Raw genomic sequence first — 18,362 nt, 5'->3', positions numbered from 1 at the left:
TCTCCCGCGCAGCGGGGGAGGGTTGGGGAGGGGGTTACGCGTTCCCAACCGTGCGCAGCAGCGGCGGCGCGGCATGACGATGCGCTGACTTGCCGTCGATGACGAGGCCCGAGGCGTCCGCCGAAACTTCGACGCTCGCGCCGTCGACGATCTCGCCCGCGAGCAGCCGCTCGGCGAGCGTGTCCTGCAACTCTTTCTGCATGACGCGCTTCAAGGGCCGCGCGCCATAGGTCGGGTCGTAGCCCTTGGCGGCCAGCCAGTCGCGCGCCTTGGCGTCGAGGCGCAGCGTGATCTTGCGATCTTCGAGAAGCTTCTGCAGCCGCTTGACCTGGATGTCGACGATCGCGCCCATATCCTCGCGCCGCAGGCGGTTGAACAGGATGATCTCGTCGACGCGGTTCAGGAACTCCGGCCTGAAATGCGCCCGCACGACCTGCATGACTTCGCTGTGCACGGCGGAGGAATCCTCGCCCTCTTTCTGCATGACGAGGAATTCCGAGCCGAGATTCGACGTCATGATGATCAGCGTGTTTTTGAAATCGACCGTGCGGCCCTGGCCGTCGGTCAGGCGGCCGTCGTCGAGCACCTGCAGGAGCACGTTGAACACGTCCGGATGCGCCTTTTCGATTTCGTCGAAGAGCACGACCTGATACGGCCTGCGGCGGACGGCTTCGGTCAACGCGCCGCCTTCCTCATAGCCGACATAGCCGGGCGGCGCGCCGATGAGCCGCGCCACCGAATGCTTTTCCATATATTCGGACATGTCGAGCCGCACCATCGCCGTCTCGTCGTCGAAGAGAAACGCGGCGAGCGCCTTCGTCAGCTCGGTCTTGCCGACGCCCGTGGGGCCAAGGAAGATGAAGCTGCCGATCGGGCGATTGGGGTCCTGCAGTCCGGCGCGCGCGCGGCGCACCGCGGTCGACACGGCGACCACCGCGTCATGCTGCCCCACGACCCGCTTTGCGAGTTCGTCCTCCATGTGCAGCAGCTTCTCGCGTTCTCCTTCGAGCATCTTGTCGACGGGCACGCCGGTCCAGCGCGAGACGACCTGCGCCACGTCATTGGCCGTGACCTCCTCGTCGACAAGCGTGTCGGCTTCGCCTTCCGTCTCGCCCAGTTTCTTTTCGAGATCGGGAATGACGCCATAGGTGAGTTCGCCCGCACGCTGATACTCGCCGCGCCGCTGCGCCTGCGCGAGTTCGTTACGCGCCGCTTCAAGCTGCTCCTTGAGCTTCTGCGCCGCGCCGAGCTTGTCCTTCTCGGCTCGCCAGCGCGTGGTGAGCGCCCTCGATTTCTCTTCGAGGTCGGCAAGCTCGCCTTCGAGCTTCGCCAGGCGATCTTTCGACGCCGTGTCCGTTTCCTTCTTGAGCGCTTCCTGTTCGATCTTCAGCTGGATGATGCGACGGTCGAGTTCGTCGAGCTCCTCCGGCTTCGAGTCGATCTGCATGCGCAGGCGCGACGACGCCTCGTCGATGAGGTCGATCGCCTTGTCCGGCAGGAAGCGGTCGGAGATGTAGCGGTTCGACAAAGTCGCCGCGGCGACGATCGCGCTATCGGTGATGCGCACGCCGTGATGGAGTTCGTATTTCTCCTTCAGGCCGCGCAGGATCGAGATCGTATCCTCGACGGTCGGCTCGTCAACGAAGACCGGCTGGAAGCGCCGGGCGAGCGCCGCGTCCTTTTCGACATGTTTGCGGTATTCATTGAGCGTCGTCGCGCCGACGCAATGCAATTCGCCACGGGCGAGCGCCGGTTTCAGCAGATTGGAGGCGTCCATCGCGCCATCCGCCTTGCCGGCGCCGACGAGCGTGTGCATCTCGTCGATGAACAGGATGATATTGCCTTCGGCGGCGGTGACTTCGTTCAGCACCGCCTTCAGCCGCTCCTCGAATTCGCCGCGATATTTCGCGCCGGCGATCAAAGCGCCCATGTCGAGCGCGAGCAGTTTCTTGTCCTCAAGCGATTCCGGCACGTCGCCATTGACGATGCGCAGCGCGAGACCCTCGACGATTGCGGTCTTGCCGACGCCCGGTTCGCCAATCAGCACCGGATTGTTCTTGGTGCGGCGCGACAGCACCTGAATAGCGCGGCGGATCTCCTCGTCGCGGCCGATCACCGGATCGAGCTTGCCCTCTCGCGCCGCCTCGGTGAGGTCGCGGGCGTATTTCTTCAGAGCGTCATAGGCGTTTTCGGCGGAAGCCGAATCCGCCGTGCGGCCCTTGCGCAGATCCTCGATCGCGGCGTTCAGGGTCTGCGGCGTCACGCCGGCGGCGGCAAGAATTTTCGCGGCCTCGGAGTCCTTCTCCATCGCCAGCGCCAACAGCAGCCGCTCGACGGTGACGTAAGAATCGCCCGCCTTCTGGGCGATCTTCTCGGCGCTGTCGAAAAGCCGGGCGGTCGCCGGCGCAAGATAGAGCTGGCCGGCGCCGGAGCCGCCGACTTTCGGGAGTTTGGCGAGCGCGGCTTCGGTTTTCGCCAGCGCCTCGTGCGAGCGGCCGCCGGCGCGGTCGATCAGCCCGGCGGACAGGCCCTGATCATCGTCGAGCAGGACTTTCAATATGTGCTCGGGCGTAAACTGCTGGTGGCCTTCGCGCGTCGCCATCGCCTGCGCCGATTGAACGAATCCGCGCGCGCGTTCGGTGTATTTCTCAAAATTCATTTTTAGCCCCTCTGACCAGGAGGCGGCCCTTTGTTTTAAGCGGCGCGCCTCGCGTCCAAAATTTCTCGTTCAAGGCCCCTTGCGGCTGCCCTCGTGGTCGATATGGGAAGGGCTGCACGAGGTTAAAGGGGGTGCGGCGCGAAAGCGCGGACTCGACCGCAAGCGAAGATGTTATCGATTAACCGCGCCCGTCCGCCTTGACCGCGCGCCATGCCCCATAGAGCGCGAGGGCCGCGAGCGACAGCATCATTGCATAGACCAGGCCGGAGGCGATGAGACCGGCGATGGGACTGCCGTACATCGCAGAAATGTCAGGCGGCCGCTGCTCGGCGGCGGGGCTTAGATGCGCGAACCACAGCGCCACGGCGCCAAGAACGCCGATGACCGCCCAGAACCCCGCGCCGATCTTACCGCGGAAATAGAAATACAGCGCGGCGCCCGTGAGCGCGTATTTCACCGAAAGAAAAGCGGCGGCGATCGACCATGCCCCTGCTTGCGAGAAATCGTCGCGCAACAGGTGGTCGAGATCATGCGCGGCGGAAAACGCCACTGCGGCGAGAACGAGGACCGTAAGCGTCTTGTCCGGCATGGCTGGCTCTCCTTGCGAACGGCCGAATCTATTCTCCTGATGGCCGGGCGGGTGTAGGCAATTCGCCTCGACTTGTCACCGAACAGGGACGTCTATGCGACTCGCCTCTCTCTACCGCTATCCCGTCAAGGGCCTCTCGCCGGAGCGGCTGGACGCCGCCGAACTTCAAGCAGACGGCTACTTTCCGGGAGATCGGCTGTTTGCGCTGGAAAACGGCCCTTCAGGCTTCGATCCCGCGGCGCCCGAGCATCAGCCCAAGATCAAATTTCTGATGCTGATGAGGAACGGCGCGCTCGCGGGTCTTGCGACGCGCTACGATGACGCGACGGGCGTATTGACGATCGCCAGGGCAGGGCGCGAGGTCGCGCGAGGGGATTTGCGGTTCGCCGAAGGGCGACAACCCATCGAAGACTTCCTGACCGGCTTTCTTGGGCCCGAGATCCGTGGTCCCGTGCGGCTTCTGGCCGCGCCAGACGGTTTTCGCTTCACGGATTCGAAGTCGGGATTTGTCTCACTCGTCAATTTGGCGAGCGTCGCGGCGATTGCGCAGGCGCAAGGAGCCGCGCTCGATCCGCTGCGGTTTCGCGCCAATCTCTACGTCGAAAACATGGACGCATGGGCCGAAGCGGCGCTCTTGGGACGAATCCTGTCGATCGGCGGCGCGCGGCTAGAGGTGCTCAAAATGACCGATCGCTGCGCGGCCACAGGCGTCGAGCCGGGCACAGGGCGACGCGACATGGACATCGTTCAAACGCTGCGCCAGAACTTCGGCCACATTGATTGCGGCGTTTACGCGCGGGTGATCGCGGGTGGCCGGATCAAGGCCGGCGACGCGATCAGCATCCTCGCCTGAAGCCCTTGAGCGCTTCCCGATCACATGGACTCATGTGATCGATAAGGAATCGCTCAAAATCAAAATGCTGGAGCAGGTTCTCCTCGAAAAAGTCTGTCAACTTTTTCGAACCCTGCTCTAGAACCGATCGGGCTCCAGCGGAAGTTCGCCCACCTGCGGCGATTCCTCGTCCCGCGCGCCGCCGGCGACGTCATCCATCGGCGGGCGCGGGCGCCGGCGCCGGCGTGAACTCAAGTGATAATTGACTCCGCCCTCGTTTTCACGCGGCGCATTCTCGCGCTCGAGAACGGGCTCCGCGCCCGCGCCCTCGCTGCTGGGAACAGCGGCGCGCGCCACTGGCGCGGTGATGAATGAGGGAAGCGCCGTACCAGCATCGCTCTCGGCGGCGCTGGGCTCGGGGCGCGGCTGGAAGCGGCGGTCGCGGCCGCGCTCATATCCCTGGTGGCGAGGACGATCGCCGCCTTCGGCGTTGCGGTCCCGGTTAAACGGCGGTCGTTCCGGCCGCTGCTGCCGTTCCGGCCGCTCCACGCGCTCGCCGGCGCGCATCTCGCCGATCGGGCGCTCCTCGAAGGGCTGGGGCTGGGGCTGCGGCTGCGGCTGCGAGAAATGCGGCTGCGGCTGTGGTTGCGGCGCGAAGGGCGGCGGCGGCTGGAAAGCCGGGGCCGGGAGCCGTTCGGCAAGCGGCGCGAAACGGTCCGGAAGCGGGGCGAAATCGTCGTCGTCCTCGGAGGTGTCGACTTCCGCTTCCAGCTGCGGGCGCCCGTAGCCATTGACTTGCTGCTGCTGCTGCGCGGCGGCGATCAGCCGGAAATAGTGCTCCGCATGCTGCAGCAGGCTCTCGGCCATGATCGTGTCGCCGGAGGACTGCGCGTCGCGCGCCAGCTGAAGATATTTCTCGGCGACATGTTGAGCCGTGCCGCGGATCTTCACGTCGGGGCCATTCGACTCATAGGACCGTGTCAGCGGATTGGGCCCTTTGCGGTTGTTGGGCCGTCCGCGCATTCTCTTGTTTTGCCCTGGTCTCATCAAACTCCCCGAAATCTTGCTGCGCTCGGCCCCGCCTGCGCGGCGTTCCCAATAACGTCGCCGCTAAATTCCTTCGCCCGGCGCATGCGCAAACGGACAGGCGACAGCAATCCGTTTTCGGACCTCAAGCTTCGATAACGCTGTGCGCGAGTCGATTTTCCTCAAGTCGGCGCCAATCGGCGGCCCCACGTAGCTCTGCGCTAATTCCCCTCAGCGCAACGGCTTGACGTCCAACGCGATTGCATGCCTGCCTGCCGGATCGCAACGCCTCCGACAATCGAAGTGGTCTTCACTCCGGCGCTTTCTGTCGATTTCGACGTTGCTCCTGGCCGGTCGTTTCGGGCTTCCGTTCGCGAAGCGGAGCCAAAGCGTTCGAGTTCTCTCTCGAAGTCGGCGATCGGCTGGACCTGGGATGACTATAGTGGAGGGGGTGGCCGCCAACAAGGCCGAGCGCGGCGAGACGAGCCAAAAAAGCGGTCACTGTCGCCAATATGTCACGGCCTTGGCGGGCCAAGCCGCGCCGCCACGACCCTTTCGTGGCCCCCGAAATCGCGCGCCACACGCTCGATGCTGAAGCCGTGGGCCTCCAACAGCGCGGCGACGCCGCCAGCTTGATCGAAGCCGACCTCGAACACGACGACCGTGTCCTCGTCGATAAGCCGCGGCACGTCGCCGATGATCTCCCGATACCGCTCGAGCCCGTCGGCGCCGCCGTCGAGCGCCAGCGCCGGATCATGGAGCCGCACCTCGGGATCGAGGCCTGCGATGTCCTCGGTGCGCACATAGGGGGGATTGGACACGATGAGGTCGAAACGCGTCTGGAGCGCCTCCGCCCAGCGGCCGCGCACAACCGCCGCGCGGTCTGACAGGCCGCAACGGGCGAGATTTGCGGCGGTCGCCGCGCAGGCGTCCTGCGAGAGATCGACGGCGACGGCGCGCGCGGCCGGAAGCTCGCTGAGGAGCGCGCAGGCGATAGCGCCCGAGCCGGCGCCGAGATCGAGAATCGAGAGCGGCGCGTCGCGCCTGTCCGCAACGAAGCGCAACGCTGTTTCGACCAGCGTTTCCGTGTCGGGCCGCGGATCGAGCACTGACGGCGCGACGGCGAGGTCGAGCGTCCAGAATCCGCGCTCTCCAAGAATGCGCGACACCGGCTCACGGGCGGCGCGTCGCGCCGCGTAGCGGGAGAGGGCGCGCGCCTCCTTCTCCGAAAGCGGGGCGCGCGGCGTCATGGCGAGTTCGAGCCGCGTCAGCCCTGTGGCGGCGCGCAGCAGAGCGCGCGCGTCCTCCTGCGCGTCGTCGACCCCCCGCGCGCCGAGATAGTCCGCAACTGTCGCAATCGCCTGGGCGCGCGTCAGCGGATCGCTCGTTGCGGCCTTCCTCGCGCCCAGACTCATTTCTACCCCCGGCTGGCGAGAAGCGCCGTCAGCCTTTTTGCGAAAGCCGCCGCGTCGATGGGATGCTCGCCGTCGGCGACGCGGGCGAGATCGAACAGCAGGAACTGCTCGTCGCGCGCCGCTTCACGCCCCTTTGCGCGCAAGGCCGTCGCCAGCGCGACGATCGCTTCATGCCTCGGGTTGATCTCCAAAACCGGCTTTCCGAAGGCCGCCTGTTGTCCATGTTCAGCCAGAAGCCGGGACAATTGGCGATCGAGCCCGCTGTCCGGAGCGACGAGGCAAACGGCGCTGTCGGTGAGCCGCGTCGAGGCGCGCACGTCGTCCACATATTCGGCAAGCGTTTCCTTGAGGGCCGCCAGCAGGTCGGCGACGTCGGCCGGCGGCGTCGCCTCCGTCTTGGCGTCCTCGACCAGCGCGATCGAATCGATGTCGGCTTGTCCCTGCGTGACGGATTTGAACGGCTTGCCTTCGTAGCCGAGCGCGCTCGTCACCCAGAAGGCGTCGACGGCGTCGTCGAGAAGCAGCACCTCGACGCCTCTGGCGCGGAATCCTTCAAGCTGCGGGCTGGCGCGCAGCCGCTTCATGTCGTCGCCGACAAGATAATAAATCGCCGTCTGGTTTTCCCTCAGATCGGCGACGTAATCCTTGAGCGTGCGGGTCTGTTCCTCGGAGGTCGTCGAGGCGAAACGGGCAATTTCGAACAGCGCGTCGCGGCGGCTGGGGTCTTCATGCAGCCCTTCCTTGAGCACGGAGCCGAAGTTCTTCCACACTTGCGCGAATTTTTCGGGCTCGGCGTCGGCGAGCTTCTTGAGTTCCTGTAAAATGCGCGTCGCGATGGCCTTGCCGATCGCGCCGGCGACCGGGCTTTTCTGCACCATCTCGCGCGAGACATTGAGCGGAATGTCGGCGCTGTCGACGACGATTCGCATAAACCGCAGCCAGGCGGGCAGTAGCTCCATGTCGCGCGAGATCAGCACGCGCCGGACATAAAGCTTGGATTTGCTCTTTCGCGCCGGGTCGAAGAGATCGAAGGGCCGCGCCCCAGGGACAAAGGCGAGCACCGTGTATTCGGTGCGTCCCTCGGCGCGCCAGTGGGCGATCAGCGCGGGCTCGTCCAGCTGCCCGGACAATTGCCGGTAAAAGTCGACATATTGCTCATGTGTGATGTCAGACTTCGGCTTCGTCCACAGGGCGACGCCTTCGGCGATCCGCCGGGGCTCTTCGCCCGGCGCCGCGATGAGATCAATCGGGGCGGCGATCGCGCCCGAGTGCTCGCGCACGACGCTTTCAACCCGCCAGCCGTCGAGAAATTCATCGCTGTCGGCGTTGAGATGCAGCGTGACGCGGGCGCCGACGGCGGGCGCCGCCTCGAGCGGCAGAGCCGCGATCTGATAGGAGCCCTTGCCGTCTGAACTCCACAGCCAGGCCTGATCCTGGCCGGCGCGCCGCGTCGCGACCTCGACGCGGTCGGCGACCATAAAGGCGGAATAGAAGCCGACGCCGAACTGGCCGATGAGGCCGGCGTCCTTCTCCTTTCCGAGTTTGTCGAGAAAGGCGCGCGTGCCCGAATTGGCGATGGTGCCAAGGGCGCTGATCAGCTCCTCGCGGGACATGCCGACGCCATTGTCGGCGATCGTCAGCGTGCGCTTGTCCTTGTCCAGCGAGATCGTGACGAGCGGCGCGGCGGCTTGCGCGGCGAGTTTTTCGTCGGAAAGCGCCTCGTAACGCAGCTTTTCGCAGGCGTCGGCGGCGTTCGAGACGAGTTCGCGCAGAAAGACGTCGCGCTCCGAATAGACGGAGTGCGTCATCAGCTCGAGCAGCCGCGCGACGTCGGCCTCAAAACCGAAATTGGCGGCGGTTTGCGGATCGGCGGCGGGAGCCGCCGCGTCGACGGATGCGGCGTCGTCGGTCATGTTCTCTCCAATGAAAACAAAAAGAGAAGGGCGTCGCGGGCGACGCGACTGCGGCTCCTGAATTCGTCATTGATGAGGAATTTGCAAGAGGCTCGGCGGCTCATCGCCGCGGGTCCGCTATAGCTGGGTACGAGCCCGCTAAAGCTAGACGAGCCGGCGCGGGAGCGAAACTCCCGGCCGGCCCGACCATCGCCACGACCTCTATATCTCTGAACCGCACGCTTTCGGGGGGCTGGGGGGCTGACGAAACCGAAAACGCGTGGCCCCGAGCTGTCGAGGCAATGAACTTCATTTTGGGCGGCGCGTTTGGCTGGCAAGGGGCGCCATGCCGGCGAAAGTATGATTCTTCCCAGCCAAATCTTATCAGAGCGCAAGCACGCGAAGATTCTCGTCGTAAACCAGTCATTAAGTCTTGCCCGGCGCATCCTTGCGGGCCAACATGGTTAAGAGAGATCGAGGAGAGCGCACGCATGGCGGAGTCGGAGACGACGGAGCCCAGCCGGGTTCGCCCCGCGCTCGTCGTCGTGAACGGCGCTTCGCCGGACGCGGCGTCGGGAGTTCGGGGAGACAAGCGCGGCGTGGCGGTCTCGTTCAGCCGCCCGGAACTCAACGTCATCTTCAATCTTTACGGTTCGAAAGTCGCGCAGGGTGAATGGCGCGACTACGCCATCGACTTCACGCCGGCGAAGGCCGTGTTCTCCATTTTCCGGCGCGCGAGCGAGGCGCCGCTGTATCGAATCGAGAAGGACCCGGCGCTGGCGCGTCGGCAAGGCGCCTATTCCGTCATCGCGGCGACGGGGCTCGTGCTTCGTCGCGGACATGATCTCGCGCGCGTCGTGCGCGTCCTGGATCGCGCGTTAAAGCTCGTCGGCGCTGAATAGCCTCGCGAGAGACCCACAAAACCACCCGGCTCAGAATCGATCGGCCCGATAGGGCGCGGGATCGATGAAGGGCTTTTCGCCCGTCATCATCTCGGCGAGGAGCCGGCCGGACACCGGCCCAAGCGTCAACCCGTGATGCGCATGGCCGAAATCGAACCATAGGCCGCGATGACGCGGCGCAGGACCGACGATCGGCAGCATGTCCGGCAGGCAGGGCCGCGCGCCGCGCCAGGGTTCTGGATCAAGCCGTTCGGCGAGCGGAAACAATCGGCGCGCCGTCGGTTCGCAAGTCTCGATCTGCACGGGAGTCGGCGGCGCATCGCGGCGGGCGAATTCAGCCCCGCTCGTCAGCCTGACGCCGCGGCGCATCGGCGCCAAAAGATAACCGACGTCGGCGTCGAGGATGGGATGATTGAGCTTTGCGCCGTCCTTGGCGGCGTAATGCATGTGATAGCCGCGCTTCCAACCGAGCGGAATGCGATAGCCCAGCGGCCCATAGACAAGATCCGACCAAGGGCCGAGGGCCACCACCGCCGCGCCGGCGACGAGCGGCCCGTTGGCCGTCTCGATGCGCCAACGCCCGTCCGGCTCTTGCGAAAGGCTGCGCGCGTCTCCGGAAAGAAACTGGCCGCCGCGTGAGACAAACAGATCCGCGTAGGCTTTCGAGAGCGCGGCGGGATCGGTGATCGCGGCGGTGTCACGGTAATGGATAGCGCCCATGATCGGCGCGAGATCGGGCTCCAGCGAAGCGACTCCGGCGGCGTCGAGCGTATCGATATGCAGGCCATAGGCGCGCAGCCGCTCCGCGTCGGCGACGGCATGCGCCAGAGTCGCCTCCCCGCGATGCAGCTTGATCCAGCCGCTTCTGCGCAAAAGTTCGCCAGCGCCGGCCTGCTGGATCAGCGCCTCATGCTCGCTCAGGCTGTGTTCGATTAGCGGGCGCCGCGCTTCGATGTTGCGAAGCACACGCTCCGGCGCGCTCGCGCGCCAATAGCGCAGAAGCCATGGCCCCACCGCGGGCAGGGCGGAGAAATGGTAGTGCGCCTCGGGCAGGAGGTTCAGCGCATATTTGATGAGCTTCGCCGGGTCGCGCGGGAAAAGATAAGGGATGAGCGACGAACGTTCGATCAGTCCGGCGTTGCCGAAGCTCGTCTCTTGTCCCACCGCGCCGGCGCGATCGATGAGCGCGACGTCGCGCTCGCGCGCCTGCAGATGCAGCGCGGCGCTGACGCCAACGATCCCGGCGCCAAGAACGACGACATCCGTGGACTGCATGAATCCTCCAAGCTGGTCGCCCCATATATGGACTTTGATGCAACCCGCATGCTAGGCGCCTCTCTCTTCCTCAAATTTTCAAGGCGCGCCGGATGATCCCCCGCTATTCCAGACCCGAGATGACCGTGATCTGGGAGCCGCAGACGCGGTTTCGCATCTGGTTCGAGATCGAGGCATACGCCTGCGACGCGCTCGCTGAGATCGGCGTCATTCCCAGGGAGAGCGCCAAGGCGATCTGGGACAAAGCGGATTTCGTCACTTTCGACGTCGCGCGGATCGACGAGATCGAACGCGTCACCAAGCATGACGTGATCGCCTTTCTGACGCATCTTGGCGAATTCATCGGCGCCGAGTCGCGCTTCGTCCATCAGGGCATGACGTCGTCCGACGTGCTCGACACCTGTCTTGCCGTGCAATTGTCGCGCGCCGCGGATCTGCTGATCGCCGATGTCGACGCGCTGCTGTCGGCACTTAAGAAGCGCGCTTATGAGCATAAATATACGCCGACGATCGGACGCTCACATGGCATCCACGCCGAGCCGACGACGTTCGGGCTGAAACTGGCGCAGGCCTATGCCGAATTCACCCGTGCGCGCGAAAGGCTCGTCGAGGCGCGCCGGGAAATTTCGACCTGCGCGATTTCCGGCGCCGTCGGCACGTTCGCCAATATCGAACCGCGCGTCGAGGAATATGTCGCCCATAAGATGGGTCTCACCGTCGAGCCGATCTCGACGCAGGTCATTCCGCGCGATCGCCATGCGGCGTTTTTTGCGACGCTCGCCGTCGTGGCGTCGTCCGTCGAACGGCTCTCCATCGAAATCCGTCATCTTCAGCGCACGGAGGTGCTCGAGGCGGAGGAATATTTTTCCCCCGGGCAGAAGGGCTCTTCCGCCATGCCGCATAAGCGCAATCCGGTGCTGACCGAGAATCTGACCGGCCTCGCGCGGCTCGTGCGCGGCATGGCGATTCCCGCGATGGAAAACGTCGCGCTTTGGCACGAGCGCGATATTTCGCATTCGTCCGTCGAGCGCATGATCGGGCCCGATGCGACGGTCACTCTCGACTTCGCGTTGGCGCGGTTGACGAGCGTGATTGAAAATCTCGTCGTCTACCCCGAAAATATGCGCAAGAATTTAGAGAAACTCGGGGGACTCATTCATTCGCAGCGCGTGCTTCTCGCGCTCACGCAAAAAGGCGTCTCGCGCGAAGACGCCTACGCCATGGTGCAGCGTAACGCCATGCCGGTTTGGCATAGGGCGTTCGAGGGACGCCCGTCGCAAGAAAATAATTTGGAAGGGGATTTCCGCACGCTGCTCGGGAACGACAAGGATGTGAGCGCGAAGCTGTCGCTGACGGAATTGGATGCGCTGTTCGACCTCTCGTACCACTTCAAACATGTGGATACGATTTTCGCGCGCGTCTTTGGAGAGGCTTAGCGCCGCCGCTAATCTCAATATATCCGAGCTGCAATTCTCTCGCGAAGGCGACGAGCGCGGCGGTGAAGAGCGCCATCGCCAGGGCGAACAGCAGCCCTGCGCCATATTCGTGGCGCACATGAAGGTAAGCCGCCCCGAAGCTGACGATGACGAGAATGCTCGTCACGATGCAGCTCGCCACGCCCCAGTAGATCGCGTAATGCATCAGCAGGCCGCGCTTTTTGAGGATCGGCAGTTCAGCTTTCAGATCGACTTGCGCCGCGCTGTCGCCGTCCGTCTGGACGATGGTTCTCGCACGATCGATGATGCGGTCCAATCGTGAGACGAGGACGGCCAAGAGCTGCGCCTCGGCTGCGAGCAAGAAGGCTGGACCCGTGACCTGTGAGATCACAGTGGAAAGCTGTTCGATCGAGGGCGTGTTGATGAGCATGAGGGTCTCTGAGCATGAGGGTTCGCACGAGGATCCGGCGCAATTCCGATCAGGCGCGCCCGGCAGTCAAGCGTTACCGTGACGGCCAGCGCCATTTTGGCGGATCATGTTCAGGCGCGAGGGTCTCGCCCAGATGCTTCTCTAGCGCGATTTCGACGCAACAATCGTCTTTTCTCCGAGACCAGTTGGGCCGAGTGCGACACGACGAACAGCTGAGTTTCGTTGGAGACCTTGCGCATCAGGCGCGCCAGCGCGCCGATGAGATTGGGATGGAGGCTCGCTTCAGGTTCGTTAAACACCATCAGCGGCGGCGGGCGCGGCGTCAGCAGCGCAGCGACGAGCAGCAAATAGCGCAGCGTGCCTTCCGAGAGCTCCGCGGCGCGTAGCGGCCGGAGCAGCCCATGCTGTCGCATCAGCGTCTCGACGTAACCGTCCGATGCCGAAATATTGATCGTGCTGGATGAAAAGGCGTCGTCGATCGTCTCTCCCAGGCCGTCCGCGTCGCCAACTTCCAGAATGGTTGCGAGCGCCGCTGCGAGGTCTGCGCCGTCATCGGCGAGCGCGGGGGTGAAGGTGCCGATCTGCGGGCGTCGCGCCGGCGCTTCGCGGTCGGCGCGCAAATTGTCATAGAAGCGCCAGCGCCGCACCGTCTCACGCAAGATTGAGAGGTCATAGGCTTCGCGCAGGTCGGCGCAGTGCGTCATCATGCTGTCGACGCCGGCGAGTGAAGCCGCGGCCTGCCGCCATTCGCCATTTTCCCCGCGAATGCGTGCGCTCGGTCCCCCGTCGCTCGGCGAAAAGATTAGCATGGCCGAGATGTTCTCCGGTCCATTGCGCCTCGAGCTTGATCTGCGGATCGAGCGGGAACGCCTCCGTCGCAATGGAAGTTGGGCCGAGGTCGATCGCATAACCATAGGTCTTCGAAGCGAAGCCGAGCTTCAGCGCCTTTCGCGACTGGCGCGCCAAGGGCTCTATCGGAGTTTCGCCCGCTTTCATGGCGCGGGAGAATTTCTCGGGCCCAGCCCAAAGCGTCGAATTCAGTCCGCCCTCCCGGGCAAGGGACTGGATGATGCGCCCCTGCGCAACATCGGCGAGCAGGCGCAGCGCACGATAAAGGCTGGACTTGCCGGCGCCATTGGCGCCAGTCACGATGGTGAGCCGCCCCGGCGCAAGGACCAGATCGCGAATGGATCGATAGCCGGAAATTGCGAGCCGCGTGATCACGGGGCCTCCCTCGGCGCGAATATCCGACGGACCGGCGTGCAGGGGCAATGGCCGCCCTTCCAATAGGGAGCGCAAAGCCTTAAAGAACGGGCATGATCTGGCTTATCTTCGCCTTGCTGACCGGCGCCGCGGTGATGGCGGTGCTGGCGCCGCTCGCCATGCGGAATGGGGCGCGGAATGAAAGCGCCGCCGACGTCGCCTTTTTCGAGGAGCAGATCGCCGAAATCGAGCGCGAGCGAGAGGAAGGGCGTCTCGACTCGGCGGACGCGGGAGCCGCGAAGACCGAGGCCGCGCGTCGACTGTTGCGCGCGGAAGCCACGCCAAAGGCGCAGGTCGTCTCCTCGCGCAAACTCGCGCTCGGCGCGGCGCTCGCGGCCATCGTGGTCATCCCCGCCGTCGCGCTGACGCTTTATGCGCGGCTTGGCCATTCCGACATGCCGGATATGCCGCTGACGGCCCGACTCGACTCCGCGCCGGACCGCAATGACCTCTCCGGCGCCGTCGCGCGCATCGAACAGCATTTGCGCGAGCATCCCGAAGACGGCCGCGGCTTCGAAGTCATCGCGCCATATTTGCTGCGCACGGGGCGCGGCGAAGACGCCGTCCACGCCTATTCCGAAGCGCTGCGACTTTTGGGCGCGACCGCGGCGCGACATGCGGCGCTTGGAGAAGCGCGCGTCGTCGTCGCTCAAGGCGTGGTGACGCCGCAAGCCAAGAAGGATTTCGAGGCGGCGCTCGCGCTCGACGCGGCGGCGCCCGAGGCGCAGTATTACCTCGGCGTAGCGGCCGCGCAGGCCGGCGAGAAGGACAAGGCGATCGCAATCTTTTCCAAGATGGCCGCTGACGCGCCGGCCGACGCCGCTTATCTGAAGGCTGTCAACGCCCAGCTCGCAATTCTGCGCGGCGAGGCGAATCCGCCGATCGTCGCGCGCGGGCCGTCGAGCGAGCAGGGCAAAGCGATTGCGGCGATGCCCGCCGATCAGCGTCAAGAGATGATCCGCGGCATGGTGGATCGTCTGGCCTCGAGGCTCGAATCCAAGGGGGACGACGTCGAGGGATGGCTAAAGCTTATTCGCGCCTACAGCGTCCTCGCCGAGACGGAAAAGGCGAAGAAGGCCGTGACCGAGGCGCGCAAGGCGCTCGCCAGCAAGCAAGATGATGTCGCCCGCATCGAGGCGCTGGCGAAGGAATTGAACATCGGGGGCTGAGGCGACGTTTCGCCTCTTCGCGAGAGCGGCCACGTGGCCGCATGGGAGCGATGTGAATAATGACGCGTAAGGGAAAGCGGCTGACGTTGATTGGCGGCGCGATGGCGATTCTTGGCCTCGCCGCCGGGCTTATGCTGTTCGCGCTGCGCGACAATATCGTGTTCTTCTACACGCCGTCGGAGCTTGCGAAGAAGCAAACGGCCTCCGGCGCGCGGCTGCGCATTGGCGGGCTGGTGAAGGAAGGCACGGTGGTCAAGAATGGCCAGGATGTGCGCTTCACGGTCACCGACAAGACGAGCGATCTCACGGTGTCCTACACAGGCCTGCTGCCGGATCTCTTCCGCGAAGGGCAGGGCGTCGTCGTCGATGGCGTGCTGCAGCCCTCCGGCGGCTTTCGCGCCGACAGCGTGCTGGCCAAGCACGACGAACGCTACATGCCGCGCGACGTCGCCGACGCTTTGAAGAAGCAGGGCGTCTGGCAGGGAGAGACGAAGTGATGGGCGGCTGCCGTGTTCATACCTCCCCTTGCGGGGAGGTCGGTCGCCATCGCAGCCAAGTTTACGCAGCCTGCGTAAACTTGGCTGCGAAGCGACCGGGTGGGGGGCGATCTCACGGTCCCTCTACGAGATCACCCCACCCCGAACCGCGTCGCGGTTCGACCCTCCCCGTCAAGGGGAGGGATATGCGCCCTTTCTTGCGATCCTCGGAAGGTCTGCATGATCGTTGAAACCGGACATTACGCGCTTGTCCTCGCGCTCGCCCTTGCGCTGGCGCAATTCGCCATTCCCTTCATCGGCGCCCGGCTGAACGATGCTGCGCTGATGCGCGTTTCGCGCCCCGCGGCGATCACGCAATTCCTGTTCGTAGCGCTCTCCTATGGCGCGCTGACCTACGCCCATGTCGTTTCCGATTTCTCGCTCGTCAACGTCATCGAGAATTCCCATTCGCTGAAGCCCTTCATCTATAAAATCTCCGGCGTCTGGGGAAACCACGAAGGCTCGATGCTCTTGTGGGTGCTCGTTCTCTCGCTGTGCGGCGCGCTGATCGCGATTTTCTCGAACGCGATGACCGACAGGCTGCGCGCCGACGCGCTCGCCGTGCAGGGGCTGCTCGGCGCGGCCTTTCTCCTTTTCATTCTGCTCACCTCAAATCCGTTCGCGCGCGTCGCGCCGGCGCCGTGGGAAGGGCGCGATCTCAACCCGATCCTGCAGGACCCGGGCCTCGCGATCCATCCGCCGCTGCTCTATCTCGGCTATGTCGGCTTTTCGATCGTGTTCTCCTTCGCCGCCGCCGCGCTTATTGGCGGACGCATCGACGCCGGCTGGGCGCGCGTCATTCGCCCCTGGACTCTCTTCGCCTGGATCGCGCTGACGCTCGGCATCGCGATGGGGTCGTACTGGGCCTATTACACGCTCGGCTGGGGCGGCTTCTGGTTCTGGGACCCGGTCGAAAACGCCTCGCTGATGCCCTGGATCGCCGGCACGGCGCTCGTGCACAGCGCCGCCGTGATGGAAAAGCGCGAGGCGCTTAAGGTCTGGACGATCTTTCTCGCGATCCTCGCCTTCTCGCTGTCGCTGCTCGGTACGTTCCTCGTGCGCTCCGGCGTGCTCACGTCGGTGCATGCGTTCGCGAGCGATCCCGACCGCGGCGTCTTCATCCTCGCCATTCTCGTCTTCTTTATCGGCGGCGCGCTCGCCCTCTTCGCGTTGCGCGCCGGCGCGCTGCCCGTCGGCGGCCTGTTTTCGCCGATCTCACGGGAAGGCGCGCTCGTCCTCAACAATCTGCTGCTTTCGGCGTGCTGCGCCACCGTCGTCGTCGGGACGCTCTATCCGCTGGCGCTCGAAGCGATCACCGGCGAGAAGATTTCCGTCGGCGCGCCGTTCTTCAACACCGTGCTGATCCCGATCGCGCTGCCGCTCGCCTTGTTGATGCCGATCGGCCAGATGCTGTCCTGGAAGCGCGGCGATCTCGCCGCCGCCTTGCAGCGGCTGCGCGTCGCCTTCATTGTCGGCGTCGTCGCCACGGCCGCTTTCGGAGCCTGGTACGGAACGCCCTTCCTCTCCATCGTTACCGCCGGCATCGCGATTTATCTCGTCGTCGGCGCTTTGAGCGATCTCGCATTGCGCGTGCGGGGGAGCTCGGGACGCGCGAGCCTGAAGCGGCTCGCCGGGCTGCCGCTGTCGGCCTTCGGCACGTCGATCGCTCACGCCGGCATGGGGCTGACGCTTCTCGGTCTGGCCGCGACCGGCTGGGGCGTCGAAACCATCGTGGCGATGAAGCCTTCGAGCTTCTATGACGTCGGTCCCTATCAGATCGGCATCGACTCCGTTTCGCCGCGCCAGGGGCCGAATTATTCGGAAGTCTACGCCGTCATGGCGGTGCGTAAGGACGGCGCGACGCTCGCGACGATCGAACCTGCCAAGCGCTTCTATCAGGCGCGGCGCATGGCGCGCTCGGAGGCGGGGATCGTCACGCTCGGCCTCGGCCAGGTCTATGCGGCGATCGGCGAGTCGCACGAGGACGGCACGATCGACGCGCGGCTGTACTGGAAGCCGCTGGTGACGCTGATCTGGATCGGCGCGCTGATTATGGCGTTCGGCGGCGCGCTGTCGCTCGCCGACCGTCGCCTGCGCATCGGCGTCGCCCGCCGCGCCGCCGCTCCGGCCCTGGAGCCCGCGGAATGAGCGTCGATGTTTGTTTCGGCCAATCCCCCAAGCCCCTCACCTTACCTCTCCCCGTTTTCACGGGGAGAGGGGTCATCAGCGCATCGCGTGTGCGATCGGCCTTGCGGCGCGGCGCCGACCGCCTCCTCTCCCCGCTCGCGGGGAGAGGTGAGGTGAGGGGCCGGGGGTTTTGCCTTCGACTCGCGGCGTTACTCTTCCTCCTTTTCCCCCTGACCGCTCACGCCGTCACGCCGGGCGAAAGGCTCGCCGATCCGGCGCTCGAAGCCCGGGCGCGGGCGATCACCACGGAGCTGCGCTGCCTCGTCTGCCAGAACCAGTCGATCGACGATTCCGACGCCTCGCTCGCCAAGGATTTGCGCGGGCTCGTGCGCGAGAAGCTCAAGGAGGGGATGAGCGACGCGCAGGTGCGGGAATTCGTCCATGCCCGCTATGGCGATTTCGTGCTGCTCCGCCCGCCGGTGAAGCCCGGCACGCTGCTGCTCTGGGCCGCGCCGCTGATCGCGCTGCTCGCGGGCGCCGCCGCCGTCTGGATGGCTGCCCGCCGCCGCCGAGGGGTCGTGACGGCGCAGCCGGCCGAGCTGACCGCAGAGGAACAGGCGCGGCTCGAAGCGCTCGGCGTCGGGCGGCATTCGGACGATCGCTGACGAGCGTCTCGCTCGGGTCCGAACCGCCCTGCAAGCAATCCGCGCAGTCTACTTTCCGGACCGCTGAGGTTGTGTTATCCTGTGGAACGAATTGAAGAATTAGCGCCATCGCGCCGTGGCTCCAGAAGCGAGTAACGCCGTCCGGC

General features: G+C 65.1%; 16 protein-coding genes. 7 read left to right on the top strand and 9 right to left on the bottom strand.

Annotation, left to right across the window (positions count from 1 at the left end):
* Window positions 1-34: 34 nt before the first annotated feature.
* Both clpB and IYX23_RS18280 read right to left on the bottom strand, forming a co-directional pair.
* Entirely contained in the window at window positions 35-2,659 is a 2,625-nt protein-coding gene (gene clpB / locus IYX23_RS18285) for an ATP-dependent chaperone ClpB (RefSeq protein WP_196394385.1), read from the bottom strand.
* A 178-nt stretch (window positions 2,660-2,837) separates the two neighbouring features.
* Window positions 2,838-3,248: a hypothetical protein gene (locus tag IYX23_RS18280; RefSeq protein WP_196394384.1), complete on the bottom strand. Its 411-nt coding sequence runs from the start codon at window positions 3,246-3,248 to the stop codon at window positions 2,838-2,840.
* A gap of 94 nt (window positions 3,249-3,342) precedes the next feature.
* Here IYX23_RS18280 and IYX23_RS18275 point away from each other — a divergent pair, with 94 nt between their 5' ends.
* Window positions 3,343-4,101, top strand: a complete 759-nt coding sequence (locus IYX23_RS18275; RefSeq protein ID WP_196394383.1) for an MOSC domain-containing protein — start codon at window positions 3,343-3,345, stop codon at window positions 4,099-4,101.
* A 117-nt stretch (window positions 4,102-4,218) separates the two neighbouring features.
* Here the strand turns inward: IYX23_RS18275 and IYX23_RS18270 are convergent, their stop codons facing one another.
* From IYX23_RS18270 to htpG, 3 genes are all read right to left on the bottom strand, one after another.
* Window positions 4,219-5,103: a DUF4167 domain-containing protein gene (locus IYX23_RS18270; RefSeq protein WP_196394382.1), complete on the bottom strand. Its 885-nt coding sequence runs from the start codon at window positions 5,101-5,103 to the stop codon at window positions 4,219-4,221.
* Between the two features lie 518 nt (window positions 5,104-5,621).
* Complete coding sequence (prmC, locus tag IYX23_RS18265; protein WP_196394381.1) at window positions 5,622-6,521, bottom strand: peptide chain release factor N(5)-glutamine methyltransferase; 900 nt, start codon at window positions 6,519-6,521, stop codon at window positions 5,622-5,624.
* 2 nt (window positions 6,522-6,523) lie between these two features.
* On the bottom strand, window positions 6,524-8,434 hold the full coding sequence (htpG, locus tag IYX23_RS18260; RefSeq protein WP_196394380.1) for a molecular chaperone HtpG: 1,911 nt from the start codon (window positions 8,432-8,434) through the stop codon (window positions 6,524-6,526).
* A 470-nt stretch (window positions 8,435-8,904) separates the two neighbouring features.
* Between htpG and IYX23_RS18255 the strand changes: the two genes are divergently transcribed.
* Window positions 8,905-9,315 carry a DUF2794 domain-containing protein gene (locus tag IYX23_RS18255; RefSeq protein ID WP_196394379.1) on the top strand — a complete coding sequence of 137 codons (411 nt, stop codon included), beginning with the start codon at window positions 8,905-8,907 and terminating at the stop codon, window positions 9,313-9,315.
* A 30-nt stretch (window positions 9,316-9,345) separates the two neighbouring features.
* On the opposite strand, the gene IYX23_RS18250 is transcribed toward IYX23_RS18255, so the two are convergent.
* Window positions 9,346-10,590 (bottom strand): FAD-dependent oxidoreductase, encoded by a 1,245-nt coding sequence (locus IYX23_RS18250; protein WP_196394378.1) that lies wholly within the window; start codon window positions 10,588-10,590, stop codon window positions 9,346-9,348.
* 92 nt (window positions 10,591-10,682) lie between these two features.
* Here IYX23_RS18250 and purB point away from each other — a divergent pair, with 92 nt between their 5' ends.
* The gene (gene purB / locus IYX23_RS18245) at window positions 10,683-12,026 is read left to right on the top strand and encodes an adenylosuccinate lyase (protein WP_196394377.1); all 1,344 of its coding nucleotides are present in this window, start codon (window positions 10,683-10,685) and stop codon (window positions 12,024-12,026) included.
* Here the strand turns inward: purB and IYX23_RS18240 are convergent.
* The 3 genes from IYX23_RS18240 to IYX23_RS20335 form a co-directional block, all read right to left on the bottom strand.
* Entirely contained in the window at window positions 11,980-12,456 is a 477-nt protein-coding gene (locus tag IYX23_RS18240; protein WP_196394376.1) for a DUF2721 domain-containing protein, read from the bottom strand. The genes purB and IYX23_RS18240 overlap by 47 nt on opposite strands.
* 110 nt (window positions 12,457-12,566) lie before the next feature.
* Window positions 12,567-13,163: an AAA family ATPase gene (locus tag IYX23_RS20340; RefSeq protein WP_246716944.1), complete on the bottom strand. Its 597-nt coding sequence runs from the start codon at window positions 13,161-13,163 to the stop codon at window positions 12,567-12,569.
* Complete coding sequence (locus IYX23_RS20335) at window positions 13,126-13,680, bottom strand: AAA family ATPase (RefSeq protein ID WP_348643691.1); 555 nt, start codon at window positions 13,678-13,680, stop codon at window positions 13,126-13,128. Before IYX23_RS20335 ends, IYX23_RS20340 begins: the two co-directional genes overlap by 38 nt.
* A gap of 92 nt (window positions 13,681-13,772) precedes the next feature.
* On the opposite strand from IYX23_RS20335, the gene ccmI reads away from it, so the two are divergent.
* The 4 genes from ccmI (at window position 13,773) to IYX23_RS18215 (ending at window position 18,216) form a co-directional block, all read left to right on the top strand.
* Window positions 13,773-14,888, top strand: coding sequence for a c-type cytochrome biogenesis protein CcmI (ccmI, locus tag IYX23_RS18230; protein WP_196394375.1), 1,116 nt, complete (start codon window positions 13,773-13,775; stop codon window positions 14,886-14,888).
* A gap of 59 nt (window positions 14,889-14,947) precedes the next feature.
* Complete coding sequence (gene ccmE, locus IYX23_RS18225) at window positions 14,948-15,385, top strand: cytochrome c maturation protein CcmE (protein WP_196394374.1); 438 nt, start codon at window positions 14,948-14,950, stop codon at window positions 15,383-15,385.
* Window positions 15,386-15,604: 219 nt separating this feature from the next.
* A complete protein-coding gene (locus IYX23_RS18220; protein ID WP_196394373.1) occupies window positions 15,605-17,572 on the top strand; it encodes a heme lyase CcmF/NrfE family subunit in 1,968 nt (655 codons plus the stop codon).
* Window positions 17,573-17,724: 152 nt separating this feature from the next.
* Window positions 17,725-18,216 carry a cytochrome c-type biogenesis protein gene (locus IYX23_RS18215; RefSeq protein WP_196394759.1) on the top strand — a complete coding sequence of 164 codons (492 nt, stop codon included), beginning with the start codon at window positions 17,725-17,727 and terminating at the stop codon, window positions 18,214-18,216.
* Window positions 18,217-18,362: the final 146 nt, after the last annotated feature.

Origin of the sequence: Methylocystis sp. L43, assembly GCF_015709525.1 — a bacterium.
Classification (GTDB): domain Bacteria; phylum Pseudomonadota; class Alphaproteobacteria; order Rhizobiales; family Beijerinckiaceae; genus Methylocystis.
Note: the sequence above shows the minus strand (reverse complement) of the source record. Positions and strands in the feature narration are given on the sequence as shown.